We start from the raw sequence: 14338 nt of genomic DNA, 5'->3' as shown, positions 1-14338 counted from the left end.
GAACCTCCCGCCGCCGTTGTTGTCATGGCGGAGTGCCACGATCCGGCGAGGCCACCTGTTCGTTAATCACCGGAGCCCGGCCGATGTCCTCGCAACCGGAGCGCCGATCCCCCATCAGTTGGGACGCCCCCGGGCAGTGCACTGAGGGCTCAGTGCAAGGAAGCTCCGGTGATCGCCCTGCCACTCGTCGGTGACGCCGAGGCCGAGTTCGGCCGCGATGCGGCGGAGCGCCGGAGCGCCGAGACGTGCCCAGGGAAACGGCGGACCCCGATGGCCATGGGTGTCTTCCACCCATGCGGTACAGCGCTCTGCAACGTCGATCGGCTCGACCTCGACGAGCAGGACACCCGTCGGTGCGATGAGCTGTGTACACCGTCGGAGCAGGGCCCGGGGGGCGCCGCCGATGCCGATGTTCCCGTCGGCCAGCAGGAGGGTCTGCCAGGCTCCCTCACCAGGAAGGGGGGCAAACACCGACCGGCACAGTGCCGTCCCACCGAGAGCGATGGTGCTGGCGACCGCCCGCGGGGCAACGTCGATACCGACGGCGAAGATGCCCTGGTGCAGGAGTGCACTGCACAGCCGGCCCGGTCCGCAGCCGACGTCCAGAACGGGGCCGGCGCAGCGCTCCAGCAGGGTTTCGTCGGCCCTGGTGGGTTGTGCGTACCAGCGGTGCACCGGCAACCAGGTCCACCGTCCGTCCGTCAGCCGTAGGTACACCGGCCCGCCGCCGGTCCGCAGGGCCAGTGCGTAGGGGTCCTGGCGTGCGGGTCGGTTCTCCTCGGTCGTCACGGGGGACCGTCGGGGTCGAGCGGTGGGCGTTCCTCGTCGGCGCGGGCGGCCCGCCGGACGCGGCGAAGCCTGAGCGCGAAGGCCACCGCGGAGGCGGCAAAGAGCACGCCGGTGATCGCCAGCCATCGGCCGAGGTAGACGTCGTAGGACAACCCGGTGTAACCGGGGTAGGGGACCGCCAGTCGGAAGATGAGGGGGAACCAGACCAGTAGGAGCAGACTTGACAGGAAGGCGGGGACGCGGAGGTAGTTGATCCACGGCACCGTCGGTCCGGCGGTAGCGCGATGCCGTAGTACGGAGAGCGCCGACAAGTCGGCCAGCGAGTACAGGGGCAGCAGGATCAGGTCGTGGAGGATGGCGGCACCGACGAACCAGATCGCCACCTCCAGCGGCCGGACGGCGAACAGGCGCACCATGGCGTAGCCGGTGAGCGCGAACGAGGCGATGAGGACGAGAAGGTGCAGGGGGCCGGAGCCGTACCAGCGGACGAAGCGTGCCATGGTCACGTCCTGAAGGTGAGCCGGTGGACCCACTTGGTGTTGTTCACGCCGGGGTTGGCCGGGACGATGATGCGGGCCGGGTATCCGTGGTCGAGCGAGAGATGTGCGCCGTTGACGCGGAGGGCGAGCAGCGCTCGGAGGTCGTGGATCTGGTTGCCCCGCAGCACCACTCTGGTGAACGGGCCGGGCGGTTGGATGGATTCGACCAGGACGCTTCCGGCGCCGGACATGCCGGTCATGGCGGCGAGGTCGGCCAGCCGTAGGCCGCTCCAGTGCTGGTCGTCGGTGGACCATCCCTCCACACAGGCGATCGGCAGTGCGGCGGCATGCTGCGGCATGGCCAGGAGCTGCTCGCGGGTGAAGACCAGTGGCGCTCCGCGTCCGCGCACCTCCAGCCGCCAGTCCGGTCCGACGAGCGCGGGAGTGACACCGACGGCCGCCGCCGTCTTGTTGATCTGGAAGCCGTTCGGGCTCCTGCCCGGATCACGGTTGTGCGGTGCGAGGAGCGCGGTGCCGCGCAGTCGCCCGCCGATGCTCTGTCCGGCGGTCACGACGAGGAGGAGCAGCGATCCCGCTCCCACCATGCCCACCGCGCCGCGGCGGGTCATCGTCGCCGGGGCGGGGGCGGCCACCACCAAGCCGTCGGGGTCCGGGGGCTCCGGCCGGGTGTGGGCCAGGTCGGTGCGCAGTTCGGCAGTCAGGCTGCGAGAGCGCAGGGCACGTGTCATCCGGCCGAGTTTGAGGCATACGTGGACGACGAAGGCGGCGATGAACACCCAGGCGCCATAGAAGTGCAGACGATAGAACGAGCCAGGGAAGACGTAGTAGAGCTGGATGTTGAGGATGCCGGTGACGAATTCGAAGATGACCCCGCCGACCAGCATCAGCAGGGACAGCCGCTCCAGTCCGTGGGCGACGGAGCGCACCGGCAGCCACTCGAACAGTTTCGGGATCACCGACCACAACTTGGCCAGCAGCACCGGCACCAGGACCACGCCCAACGTCACGTGCACGCCCTGGAGCAGCCGGTACAGCCAATACGGGTGCGTGGGCCAGCTGAACAGATAGAAGCCCAGCACGCCCTTGTCGGGAGTCTTGTCATTGAGGGGGCTCAGCCCGGGGTTGTAGGAGGCGTAGGAGAGCAGTCCGGTAACGAACAGCAGCGAGATGCCGATCAGCAGCACCAGGCCGAACACCGAGGTCAGCCAGGGCCCGCGGATCGGACTACGCCAGAACCCGGGACGGAACGGACCCGGTGGCGGGGGCATCTGGCCGATGCGCCGCACTGTCGCCCGGGTACGCGCGGTGGCAGCCGCCAGAGCAGCCTCCATGCGCTCACGCCACGCCCGCGTGCGCTCTCCGTCCGATCCCCGACGTTGCGGCCCACCGGACGGTGCCGGCCCCGACGGCCGTCCGCCACTTTCCATCGGCCCTCTCCTCCAGTCGCTGAGCGGCCCCTACGACGGGGCGGTCCCATGCCTCGCCCCATGCCTGACAGACAAGACATTCACAAGCTGACACAGGCCAGGCCGGCTGACCGGGCCTGAGGTGCATGCGGGTGTCTGTCACCAGCCGAACGGTCGAACAACTGCTTCAGGCAGTCCCCCAGGCCCCCGTGCCCCGGGTCATGATGGAAAGGTGCGACGCCGCAGCGCACGGCACAGCGTCTCCGACCGGCCCGGCCACGCCACCCTGACCAGGCAGGCCGGCTGGTTCGCCGTGATCGGCGTCGCCTCCACAGCCGGTCAAGCCCTGCTGTACTGGGTGCTGCGCCACTGGTCGCCTCCTCTCGTGGCCAATCTCGCCTCGCTCGGCGTCGTCACCGTCCTCAACACCGAGGCGAACCGGCGGCTGACCTTCCGCGGCTCTCCGGTCCGTGCCGTCCAGGCGCACCTTGCGGCAGGCGCCTTGTTCGTCCTGGCATACCTGGTCACATCCGGAGCAGTCCTGCTCTTCCACCACTACCGGCCCACCGCCTCACCTGCACGAGAGACCCTGGTGCTAGTACCCAGCTTCACTCTGGTGACCGTGGTGCGCTTCACCCTGCTGCGACTGGTCGTCGTCGGAGGCCACCGCCGCTGAGTCCTCACACATACGTGCCCGCCACACCGTCTGACCGCACTCGACGACGGTTCGACGGCCGAAGTGCGCACACCCGACGGGGTGTTCAGCGGGCCCGACCATCTGATCGACATCATCGACCTCACGGCAGAGGTCCGGTTCGCGTGGCGTCGTGGGTGAGGACACGAAGACGGGGTGGGCGTCGCAGACAGTGACGCAGTAGCTGAGGATGGCCCGGCCGGCTGAGGGCGGCGGCGACGCCCACCGCGTCGAATATCAACATGGGGGGCGGGGCGCGTCGACGTGGACGGACAGGTGCTCAGTGCAGGTGTCGGCGTGACGCAGACGTCGACGAGGCCGGTGCGGCCGGCTCAGAGGTGCGCGCGGGCATGTGCCGCGACGGTCTGGTCCTTGCACCCGCGGAGGAGGGCCGTGTCCGTCCTGCCGAGGCCGGCCACCCGACCAGCGGCGCTGCCTCTGCCTACCCACGACCCGAGGAACCCGGAGCACCCGACCTGAGCGCCGGGTCGCAGCCGTTCCCACCCGCCGACAGCCACGAACCTCCACAGTCAACCCAGCTCAGCCGACCCAACCGAAACGGGGAGGTCAAGGCACCTCGCCCCAGAAACCGCAAATCGAACGCCACCAAACACTTCTGCCGGGAACACAATGAAGTGTGTGGGCATCACCGCGGCGAGTTGCTGGAGAGCACGGCCGCCGTCGGAGGAGGCGCGGCGGCGCTGCGATGCCCATTGATTCCGCTCCGGGGCCAGGGGCAGGCGCATGAGTGAGTGCCTACGAAAGGACCGACATGAGTGCCGGAGAGAAGGCCAAGGCCAAGACCGAGCAGATTGTCGGGAAGGCCGTCAGGAAGGTGGCCCACGCGGTGGGCAACGAGACCACCGCAGCCAAGGGAGCCGCACTGGAGGCCCGGGGCAAGGCCCGGGGCATCAAGGAGAGGTCGAAGGACAGCTTCAGGCGTTGATCACGCCACACGTCGTGGGCGGAGCCGGTGCGAGGCTCGAGCAGGTTCGTGCGTCCGGTGGTGCGCAGCTGGGCTTGGCGCTGCAACGGCTTGCCCAAGGCGCACATCGCGTCGCACCGTCCCACTCCGGGGCACGGTGCGGCGTGCTGGGGCGCCTCAACGACATGCTGATCACCGGATCAGCAGCACCCCGTGTCAGGGGACGACGGGCTCATCTGTCTTGAGGGAGCCGAGGAACCCGCCGCACGCTTGGACTGTGCCGTGGACGATCGTGAACAGCGGTGACCGGCTCCGCGGCGGATCCCGTTCCTCCCGGGTCACCCCTAGAAGACCGGCGGAAGGCAGCCGCAGCCCTCTCGTGGCCGTAGGGGCGTAGGGCGGTGAGGTGAGCGATGATCTCGCTCAGAGGTGGCCGCTCACGCGGATCCTTGTGCACGCATGCGGTGATCAGGCCCCGCAGCTCCTCTGGCTCTTCCGAAAGGCACGGCTCCTCGTGCACGACGTGGTACTGGGCGGTGAGAGGGGTGACGCCGCGAAACGCGTGGTCGCCCGACAAGGCGAAGGTCAGGACGGCGCCGAGGGCGAACACGTCCGAGGCCGCGCTGACCGGCCGACCCTGGACCTGCTCAGGAGAGAAGTAGCCAGGAGCGCCCAGAACCGCCCCGGAGTGGGTGGCGTGACTGAAGTCTGCAGCGTAGGCGAGCCCGAAGTCGATGATCTTGGGGCCGTCGGCCGTGAGCAGCACGTTCCCAGGCTTGAGATCACGGTGCACGAGGCCGGCCTTGTGAATCGAGACAAGGCCGAAGGAGAGGCCGAGGGCGAGGTCCACCGTCGCGTGGAGCCGCAGGGGGCCGTGCCGCTGTATGTGGTCACGGAGCGACAGGCCGTCGACGTACTCCGTTGCGAGCCATGGATCGCGTGCATGGGTGTCGAAGCCGATCACGCGGACCGTGTACGGACTCCTGACCGAACTCGCCGCCGTCGCCTCACGGGTGAACCGGCGCCGGAAGCCCTCCTCCTGCGCGTCCTCACTCCTGATGGTCTTGACAGTGACATGACCACCCCCGCCCATCCGGCACGGCCGAATAGACCGTGCCCATCCCTCCGCTGCCGAGCCGCGCGACAAGCCGGAACGAGCCGATCAACCTGGGGTCGTCCTCCCGCAAGTCCCACACGTGGCCACTCAAGCAGGCGGGGGAGACTGCGGGTACACGTCGCGCCGTGCTGCCCCACGGGCAGCATCTCCCGCACAACGGGAGGCGGGCGCGAATGGTCCGGGGCCCTCACCCGGCTGCCGGTCGAGGAGCTCGAGGAACTCCTCGAAACGGGCGGTCCGTTCACGCGGCGGCCACGTCACCTGTCCCAAGGCCGTGGCGCCGAAGCCGGTGCCACCCGCGCCGACGCCGAGGGTCAACCAGCCACCGGAGATGTCGTCCAGGGAGATCAGGTCCTTGGCGAGGGTCACCGCGTGCCGGAAGCGCGGCGACGTGAACCTGTGGGCCGAGCAGGCGGGTTCACGGGTCTGTCGTACGTGTCACCTCGGTCCGCTGCCAGACGGAGGTGAGCGACGTGACGGGGTCGGGGTCGGCAGGTGCCGCCGGCCACCAGTCGCCGTCGTGCTCCTGGAGGTAGGGGTACCAGCGGGTGTCGGGGCCCAGGCGCAGCTGGATGCCGTGGTCGGTGAGGGTGAGGCGGTTGCGCCAGGTCCTGAGGGAGACCGGGGCGGTGGTCATTTCGGTGAGGGTCTCGGTCAGGGCGGTGCGGGCGGCTGTCATCGCCGTCGGGTCGGGGGCGTGGGGGTGTTCGGCGACGGTGATGCCGGTGGGGCCGCCGTGGCGCCAGGCTCGGGTGAGGCGGGCGAACGCGTTCGGTTTGGCACCGGTGTTCTGGACGAGGTGGTGGACCCACTCGGGTCCGCAGTCGCTCGCGGCGATCCGTACCGCGTCCTCACGCTGGGACAGGTGCAGGCTCGTGGTGTCGCCCGTCAGCAGCCGGGTGGCGCGTGATGCGGTGTCCGCCATGAGGCGTTCGAGGTCCGCGCTGGACAGACCGGTGCCGGGAGGTGGGGCGGCGGGCAGTGCGGCGGTGTGGGGGGCCGGTTCGGGGAGTTCGGGGAGGGGTGGAGTGTGTTCGGCCCGGGCGGCCCAGGCTGCGTAGGCGCCGGCGGCCGGGAGACCGGCTGGGGCCGATGGTGTGGAGGTCGCCTGGGAGGCCGTACGGCGGGCGCGCAGTTGACCGAGGACCTCTTCCCGTCCGCGGCCGCGCAGGGCGAACACCGCGAAGGGGTCGGCGTCGATGGTGGCAGCGATGGCGTAGCAGAGCGCGGCGGCGTGTTTGCAGGGGTAGCCCCAGTCTGGGCAGGAACATTCGGGGTCGAGTTCGGTGGGCTGCGGGAGCAGGGGTACGCCGGCGTGGCGGGCGTCGTCGACGAGTTCGGCGGGCATCTCGCCGTCGAGGAGGGCGGCGAGATGCCCGGCCCGGGCCGCGATGGTGTCGAGGAGAGTGTCCCACTGGGCGTCGGTGAGGACGGGCAGGTGGACGGCGGAGCGGTAGGGACGGGGCCTGCTGCCCTGGACGGCGGCTTTGACCTGGCCGGGGGCGATGGTGACGGGCCCGACCATGCCCTGGCGGGCGTAGGTGCGTCCGCGGGACAGGCGCCCCGAGTCCAGGGTGGAGTCCTCCAGGGCCGTTACCCATGCCTGGCCCCACCAGGTCGCGGCGAAGGCACGCCTGCCGCGGGTGGGCGCGCGGCGCGGGCCGGGGACCGAGGGGCTCATGACTGCTTCCCCAGGGCGACCAGTTCGGCGAGATCGTCGTCGGACAGTTCGGTCAGAGCGCCCTCACCGGATCCGACCACGGCGTCGGCGAGCGCGCGCTTGGATTCGAGTAGCTTCGCCACCTTGTCCTCCACGGTCCCCTCCGCCAGGAGTTTGTGGACCTGTACGGGTCTGTCCTGCCCGATGCGGTAGGCGCGGTCGGTGGCCTGGTCCTCGACGGCCGGGTTCCACCAGCGGTCGTAGTGCACGACATGGGTGGCGCGGGTGAGGTTGAGGCCGGTTCCCGCGGCTTTCAGGGAGAGCAGGAACACCGGCACCTCGCCGCGCTGGAAGCGGTCCACCATCTCCTCGCGCGCGGTGACGGGGGTGCCGCCGTGCAGGAAGAGGGTGGGGACGCCTCGTTCCGCGAGGTGCCTCTCCAGCAGGGTCGCCATCTGCTTGTACTGGGTGAAGACCAGCGCCGACTCGCCTTCGGCGGTGATGGTGTCGATCAGTTCGTCGAGGAGGTCGAGTTTGCCGGAGCGGCTGTGCAGCGGTGTGGACTGGCGCAGGTACTGGGCGGGGTGGTTGCAGATCTGCTTCAGCGCGGTGAGGAGCTTCAGGATCAGGCCGCGGCGGGCGATGCCCTTGGATTCGGCGATCTTCGCCATGGTTTCGCGGACCACCGCCTCGTACAGGCTTGCCTGCTCGGCAGTCAGCGGGACGACACGGTCGGTCTCGGTCTTGGCGGGCAGTTCGGGCGCGATGCCGGGATCGGACTTCCTACGGCGCAGCAGGAACGGGCGGACGAGACGGGACAGCCGTTCGGCGGCCTGCGGGTCCTCGCCCGACTCGATCGCACGGGCGTGGCGTTCGCGGAAGGCGTTGAGTGGGCCGAGGAGTCCGGGGGTGGTCCAGTCGAGGAGTGCCCAGAGTTCGGAGAGGTTGTTCTCCACGGGGGTGCCGGTGAGCGCGACGCGGGCGCGGGCGGGCAGGGCACGCAGCTCGCGGGCGGTGACGGCGTAGGGGTTCTTCACGTGCTGGGCCTCGTCGGCGGCGATCAGCGACCAGGCGTTCTCGGCGAGGGCCTCCCGGTCGCGGCGCAGGACGCCGTAGGTGACCAGGACGATCTCGTCGTTGGCGAGGTCCGCGAGGTGGCGGTCGCCCCCGTGGTACCGGCGCACCGGCGTGGCCGGCGCGAACCGGGCCGCCTCGCGCTGCCAGTTGCCCAGCAGCGAGGCGGGGCAGACGACGAGCGTGGGCCCCGCGGTCGCGGGGTCGGTCTGGCGGTGCAGGTGCAGAGCGAGCAGGGTGATGGTCTTGCCCAGGCCCATGTCGTCGGCGAGACAGCCGCCGAGACCGAGCTCGCACATTTCGGCCAGCCAGGCCAGGCCCCGCTTCTGGTAGTCGCGCAGCGTGGCCTTCAGAGCGGCGGGCTGGGCGGCGGGGGTGCGGGATTCGGGGTCGCGGATGCGGGCGACGAGGTCGCCGAGCGCCCCGACCGCCGCACAGCGAAAAGTTTCCCCGTCCCGTTCCACCTCGCCGGTCAGCGCGGCGCCCAGCGCCTCCATGGGGGTGAGCGGTTCCATCCGGCGGCGCCTGGCGCGGGCCACCAGCTTCGGGTCCGCGACCACCCACTGGTCGCGCAGCCGGACGAGGGGGCGGCGTGCCTCGGCGAGGGCGTCCATCTCGGCCTCGGTGAGCGGTTCCCCGCCGGGCGAGAGCTGCCAGCGGAAGTCGAGGAGGGCGTCGGCGTCGAGCATGCCGCCGGCGCTGGAACCGGGCGCGGTGCGCTGCCCGATCTCCGCGGTCGCGGTGAGTGCCTTGACCAGCTCGCGCGGCCAGTGCACGTCGATACCGGCGGCGCGCAACGTGTCGGTGGCGTCGCCCAGCAGGTCGAAGGCTTCGTCGTCGGTCAGCCGCAGTTGGTCCGGAGCGGCGTCTTTCAGAAGCCGGTCGAGCGGTGGCCAGACGCGAGCGCCACGACGCAGTGCGAGCAGCGTCTCGGTCTCGGCGCGCGGGCCGAGCAGGCGCTCGGTCTCGGCCGGCTCGCTCCACAGCCGTGCGGCCTCCACGACGAGCGCTGGATCCGCCGCGGTGTGCAACTGCAGGACGGCCCGGAACTGCCGACGCCGCCCCTCGGGTACGTCGACCCGCAACGAGACCCTGACGTCGGCGGTGAACGCGGCGGCCGTCTCCTCGGCCCACTCGCGCAGCGCGGGCACCGCACGCGTCTCTCGCCAGGCGTACGGCAGGGCTCCCATGGCGAGCGGAACGGCGGGAGCACGGACCAGTTCGTCGGCGACCGCGTCGCAGAACTGGCGTACCAGCGCGGCCGGTTCGGCGATCCGCAGCGGCGCAGGCCCGGGCTCGGGTAGGCAGTGGGCGTGTGGCGGGAACGCGGCGGCGAGGGCGTCCAGGGTCTGCCGCTGGGCGGCGGTGAAGGGGCCCGCCTTCCAGGTGTCGTAGCCGGCGTCGGTGAGGGCCGGGTGGAGACGGCCGTCGGCGAGCAGTCGCAGCGCCAAGCGGGCGGCGGATTGCCAGGCGGCGGCGGACGGGTGCGGCGGCTGTGCCCCGGACAGCGCGGCGACAGCGAGGGCGACGGGCAGTGCGTAGCCCTCCACCTTGCGCCGTCTGACCGAGCGGCCGTGCGGCAGCACCAGCTCCGCCGCCTCGGTTTCGACGACAGCGGGTGCCATGCCCTCGGCAGTGGCTGCCCCTGCGGGCTGCCAGAGCAGCAACCGGCCGAGGCGGGCGGGCTCGCCGGGCAGGAACACCGCCGCCCAGCCGTCGTTGAGTCGACTCCGCGCCCAGGCAGCCGACTCCGGGGCGGCCCATCGCGGCACACTCCTTGTGCCTGTGCCCTGCTCCCGTACGAGGACTCGTGCCACTCTCTTTCGCCTCACCGTCGTCCAGGCGGTCTTCACCGCGCCTTCGGCCACCAGCAGTCCCGCCGCTGCTGTCACCGGCGGGATTGAGCCTTGTTCGCCGCGGTACGCATGCGTTTGGCCAGTCGCTTGTCGACGCCGCGCAGGCCCTCACCCAGTTCGGCGAGCACGAGGGGGGTGGCCGGGTGCTCCACTCGCCACAGCTCGTCCACCCGCCGTTCGAGCGCCTCCGGCGCCGTGTTCCAGTTCTCCAGGAAGCCCTGGGTCAGCTCCTCGCTCTCCTGAGCACCGGCGAGGATCGACAGTCCGTCCATGAGCAGCCACAATCCGGCCTCCTCCGCCCACGCCGGGTCCACGTGTGCTTCTGCCCCAAGGCGTGCGCCCAGGGTCGCGGCGGCCACCTGGCGACACCCCTCGACGTCGGAGTCCGCTGCCTTGCGCAGCACGCGCCGTGCCCGGGGGTCGTCGAGGTCGGCCAGCACCAGTTGGGCCACGGCACGCTTCGCCGCTGCCTCGGAGCCGTCTCCCGCGCATGCGTCGAGCAGCCCTACCGCGGCATCCGCCGCCGTACGGTGTGCCAGCCACCCTTCGACCTCCCGGCGCATCTCCTCGGGGGAGTAGCCCAGGAGCCCCTGGAGCAGAACGCCGGCGTCGGCTTCGGCGTACTCACCGAGCAGGGGCGCGGGCACACCGCACTCCATCAGATAGGCGCGGAGCCCGTAGCGGCCGAGCGGGGTGAGCCGCATGCGGTGCCCGCGCTTGTCGTCCCACGACCGGTCCGACGCCGCCGTCGAGGTTCCCGAACCGCCGCCCAGTTCCTGTCCGACCACGGAGTTCAGGAGTGTGCGCAGAGTCTCCGCGGCCGAATCGCCGCCGTCACCGGGCTCGTACTCCACCGCACCCAGCAGGGCGAGCCCTTCCCCGAGCTCGCGGAAGGACGCCGCGAACAGCGCCTGGAAGAGATCCAACTCCGGCCCGTTCGCGCCCACCTCGCGGGCCTTCGCACGCAGGTCGTCGACATCCACCCAGGCGTCGTCCGGGGCGTCGTACAGCAGGCCGACCAGTGAGTCGGCGATCTCGGCCGTCAGCTCGCCCAGCTCACCGTGCCACCCGTCCAGCACCCCCGTCTCACCGATCTCCTCCAGCAGATCGCCCATAGTGGCGGCCCAGAACTCCGGAAGGTCCTCACCGGTGAAGTCGGTTGCCGCGCCACCCCACGCGCGGCCCCCGCTGATCGTGATCAACCCGCCATCCACGGCGAGCCACCACGGATCATCGAGAACGGAAACGTCCTTGGCGCTGCGCAGCGATTTCAACGCACGAGCCCGCGCGACGGCATCGGCATACGGCGAGTCGTCGTCGACCAGCTTCCACAGCTGGAGCTCCTCGACAGCCTCACGGGCGAGCGCGGGCCGCAGCACCCGGCCGGCGGTGACCTGCCGTCCCTCGCGGCACCAGGCGGCGAGCCGCAGCGCCGCGTCGAAGAGCGGAACACCCCGCACGGCAGCGACAAGGTCCTCCTGCGGTGCCAGGGTCACCGGGCGCAGCACAGGCACATCCTCGGCCGGTCCGTCGACTCCGGCATCGACCGGATCGCCCACCCCGCACTGCCCGCAGGTACACAACGCCACGTCCTCGGCGGTCAGCCGACGGACACCGCCGCGCCCGGCCCGATCACCGGCCGGCGGCTTCGCTCTGCCGGACACCGTGTCCGGCGTCAACCGGGCCAGCCGCGCGGTGATCCCGTCCCGGTCGAAGGCCGCCGGATCGTAACCGGCTGCCCGCAGTTCGGCGACGAGCTCACCGTACGGGCCATCCCCGGCCCCGTCCGGGGTGTCGAGGAACTCCAGCACCTCGGCCAGCCCCCACACGCCGCCGATGTCCTCGGCCGGTACATCGGCACGACGCCCGCCGACGCAGCGCACCGTCCGCTCCGCGCCGTCCGGGCGGGGCAGTGTCTTCTCCAGCGTGATCCCGTGCTCCCAGTCGTCGCCGAAGTCGTAGACATAGCGCAGCCGTGCTCCCTCCTCGGCCAGCACGTCGCCGAGCGCGGTGGCGTCCTCGTCGCCGACCCCGCGGCCGAAGCCGAGATCGATGTCGGTGAGTCGGGCCGTGTCGCCGTACCCCCGGCCGAACTCGTCGGTGAAGAGGTGCAGATGGCCACCGTGCCATCCGAAGGCGACCTGGATGGCGTCGTGCAGCGTCCCGAGTGACGTGTCGGACGGCAGCACAAGGCGCCGCCACAGGGGCGGTCTCGTACTGTGCAGCACGATTTTCAACTGGAGATCGGACGGGGCTGTCTTCCCGCCTTGCCGCATCTGCTGCTCCCACCGCTCCGGGGCCACTCGAACGGCCCCATCATGGCGCTGTCCGTGTGCCCAGCTCAAACCCGGTTGTGCGGCTACCGTCCTTTTGGGCACACACGGTCCCGACGTCGCCCGCAGTGGATATCCTGTGTCCTCGCGACCATTCGCGGGCGGCGCAGGCGCTCGGGAGCACCCCTACCGGCCAGGGTTGTCGCAGCCCTCGACGTGTGCAGACGCAGCGTGATGCCGGGATTCGTAGCTCGTCCAGGTGACCGAGAGCTCTTGGAGCTGGTCGGTCTCGTCGGCAGCTTGCAGATGCGGTCTCGTCCGGATTCGATCAGTCGATGTCCGGGTCATCGGACTCTTCGAGGATTCGGGTCGCGAGGACGTCGGCCCACTCCACGGCCCAGGCACGGAGAGCGGTGATGGTGGCGGCATCGAGCCCATAGGCGGCGAAGGCTTCGTCGTCGGTCCACTCGGCGCCCGTGAGGTTCGACTCCGGATCCTCGCGCTCGAAGCGCCCACGGGCGTGGCGGCGGCCGAACTCCTCGAGCTCGGCAGTGGTCCAGCGGCGGGAGGCTGCGAACACGTCGATCAGATCTCGGGGCGCTCCACGGTCGGCAAGCGCACGGACCTTGGTCCCGATCACGTCCTCCTCCGCGAGCACGGGCCGTACGGGCTCTGGGCGACCGGCCGCCAGAAGATCTCCTTGAGGATGTCGACTTCGTACTCCCGCCCGGTGGCCGGGTCGGACACGGTGAAGCGGGCGGACAGCGGGGCGGTCTCCAGTGCCCGCACTTGCCAGCCCCGGGCTTCGAGACCGCCACGGAGCGCCGCCGCGATGTCGGCCATGGGCGCCGGGTTCTCGGTGGCGACATCGAGGTCCTGGCTGGGGCGGTTCACGAGGCGCTGCGCCCGCACGGCGTATCCACCGGTGAGAACGGTACGCGCGTGCGCCGTCGGCTCCAGCAGTCGACGGATGACGGCCTTCATGGACCATGACCATTCGAGTTCGGCTCGGGAATCGCCGCCGATGCTTGGTCTCGGCGGATCCGCGGGCGGTGGCCAACCCGTACCGTGGCGCGTTCTGACCCTCAGGCTGCGGCGTGGGCGCGCGTGTCGCGCTGTGACACGGCCAGGTAGCCGATGAATCCGACGATCGCGGCCGTCCACGCGAGGGTGACCGGCGACAGTCCGAGGCCGAGGCCGCCGCGGGCGTGCCCGAGTGCCATCCAGTCGGCGAGGGAGGCGCCGAGGGGGCGGGTGATGACGTACGCGGTCCAGAAGGCGGTTACCGCGTTCAGGGCGCCGAAGCGGTGGGCGAGGGCGGGCACGCAGATGGCGGCCGCGAAAAGGGCGACCGAGCCCCGGTAGCCGAAGCCGACGGTGGCGGTCAGGTCGCCCGCGGCGGTGCCGAGGGCGAAGGTGGCGAGGACGGCCGCCCAGTAGAACGTCTCGCGGCGGCGAGTGCGGATGCTGTGGATCGACAGGGTCCGCTCGCTCGCGTACCAGAGGACGAAGACCGCGGCCAGTACGGCGAGGAAGGCCGGCGCCGACACGGCGTACGGTACGCCGAGGCCAACGTGCAGGACGTCGGCTGCCATGGTGCCGAACACGCTGACCATGACGACGGCGGTCCAGTAGGCCCAGGCGACGTACCGGCGGAGAGCGAACTGCACGGCGAGGGCGGCCGCCAGGGCAAGGCCGCCGAGCACGACCGCCGGCACCGGGCCGAGCAGCCGGGCCAGGAGGTCCGACGCCGTCTCGCCCATGCCGGTGGTCAGCACCTTGATGATCCAGAAGTAGACGGTCACCTCTGGCACCTTGTTCGCCATCCGGCGTACGGGGACGAGGGGCCGGTCGTCGAGGACGTGCTCAGCGGTCATGATCCGCACGATGGCACTCCGTGCCTGAACACAACCTGAACAGCGTGCGCGCCGGAGCGGCGTCACGTAGTACCGGGGTACGACCTGACGGGCGCGGATCAGTCCGCGGTACTACCGAATCGGGGCGCTTTGGTCCCTAGCGTTGTCGGTGAGGCGTCAGGGGCGAC

At 70.8% G+C, this 14338-nt stretch carries 10 protein-coding genes and 2 pseudogenes; 2 read left to right on the top strand and 10 right to left on the bottom strand.

Going from position 1 to position 14338, the window contains the following annotated elements; all coding sequences use genetic code 11:
- Window positions 1-114: 114 nt before the first annotated feature.
- From OG306_RS02710 to OG306_RS02700, 3 genes are read right to left on the bottom strand one after another with little or no spacing between them, the layout of a single operon-like run.
- On the bottom strand, window positions 115-789 hold the full coding sequence (locus OG306_RS02710) for a class I SAM-dependent methyltransferase (RefSeq protein WP_266744448.1): 675 nt from the start codon (window positions 787-789) through the stop codon (window positions 115-117).
- Window positions 786-1289, bottom strand: a complete 504-nt coding sequence (locus OG306_RS02705) for a hypothetical protein (protein WP_266744447.1) — start codon at window positions 1287-1289, stop codon at window positions 786-788. Before OG306_RS02705 ends, OG306_RS02710 begins: the two co-directional genes overlap by 4 nt.
- Before the next feature lie 2 nt (window positions 1290-1291).
- Window positions 1292-2557 (bottom strand): molybdopterin-dependent oxidoreductase, encoded by a 1266-nt coding sequence (locus OG306_RS02700; protein ID WP_266752051.1) that lies wholly within the window; start codon window positions 2555-2557, stop codon window positions 1292-1294.
- A 370-nt stretch (window positions 2558-2927) separates the two neighbouring features.
- Between OG306_RS02700 and OG306_RS02695 the strand changes: the two genes are divergently transcribed.
- Together OG306_RS02695 and OG306_RS02690 are read left to right on the top strand one after the other, a co-directional pair.
- The gene (locus tag OG306_RS02695; RefSeq protein WP_266744446.1) at window positions 2928-3371 is read left to right on the top strand and encodes a GtrA family protein; all 444 of its coding nucleotides are present in this window, start codon (window positions 2928-2930) and stop codon (window positions 3369-3371) included.
- Between the two features lie 790 nt (window positions 3372-4161).
- On the top strand, window positions 4162-4335 hold the full coding sequence (locus OG306_RS02690; RefSeq protein WP_266744445.1) for a hypothetical protein: 174 nt from the start codon (window positions 4162-4164) through the stop codon (window positions 4333-4335).
- Between the two features lie 211 nt (window positions 4336-4546).
- Here the strand turns inward: OG306_RS02690 and OG306_RS02685 are convergent, their stop codons facing one another.
- From OG306_RS02685 to OG306_RS02655, 7 genes and pseudogenes are all read right to left on the bottom strand, one after another.
- Window positions 4547-5407 (bottom strand): serine/threonine-protein kinase, encoded by an 861-nt coding sequence (locus OG306_RS02685; protein ID WP_327350216.1) that lies wholly within the window; start codon window positions 5405-5407, stop codon window positions 4547-4549.
- A 222-nt stretch (window positions 5408-5629) separates the two neighbouring features.
- Window positions 5630-5824, bottom strand: a pseudogene (locus OG306_RS02680) (LLM class flavin-dependent oxidoreductase); the annotation flags it as partial.
- 25 nt (window positions 5825-5849) lie between these two features.
- Complete coding sequence (locus OG306_RS02675; protein WP_266744443.1) at window positions 5850-7112, bottom strand: SWIM zinc finger family protein; 1263 nt, start codon at window positions 7110-7112, stop codon at window positions 5850-5852.
- Complete coding sequence (locus OG306_RS02670) at window positions 7109-9937, bottom strand: DEAD/DEAH box helicase (protein WP_327259698.1); 2829 nt, start codon at window positions 9935-9937, stop codon at window positions 7109-7111. Before OG306_RS02670 ends, OG306_RS02675 begins: the two co-directional genes overlap by 4 nt.
- A 116-nt stretch (window positions 9938-10053) precedes the next feature.
- Window positions 10054-12297: a plasmid pRiA4b ORF-3 family protein gene (locus OG306_RS02665; RefSeq protein ID WP_266744442.1), complete on the bottom strand. Its 2244-nt coding sequence runs from the start codon at window positions 12295-12297 to the stop codon at window positions 10054-10056.
- Window positions 12298-12622: 325 nt separating this feature from the next.
- Window positions 12623-13278, bottom strand: a pseudogene (locus tag OG306_RS02660) (nucleotidyl transferase AbiEii/AbiGii toxin family protein).
- 101 nt (window positions 13279-13379) lie between these two features.
- Entirely contained in the window at window positions 13380-14171 is a 792-nt protein-coding gene (locus tag OG306_RS02655; RefSeq protein WP_266744441.1) for a COG4705 family protein, read from the bottom strand.
- Window positions 14172-14338: the final 167 nt, after the last annotated feature.

This window comes from Streptomyces sp. NBC_01241 (genome assembly GCF_041435435.1).
Taxonomy (GTDB): Bacteria; Actinomycetota; Actinomycetes; order Streptomycetales; family Streptomycetaceae; genus Streptomyces.
Note: the sequence above shows the minus strand (reverse complement) of the source record. Positions and strands in the feature narration are given on the sequence as shown.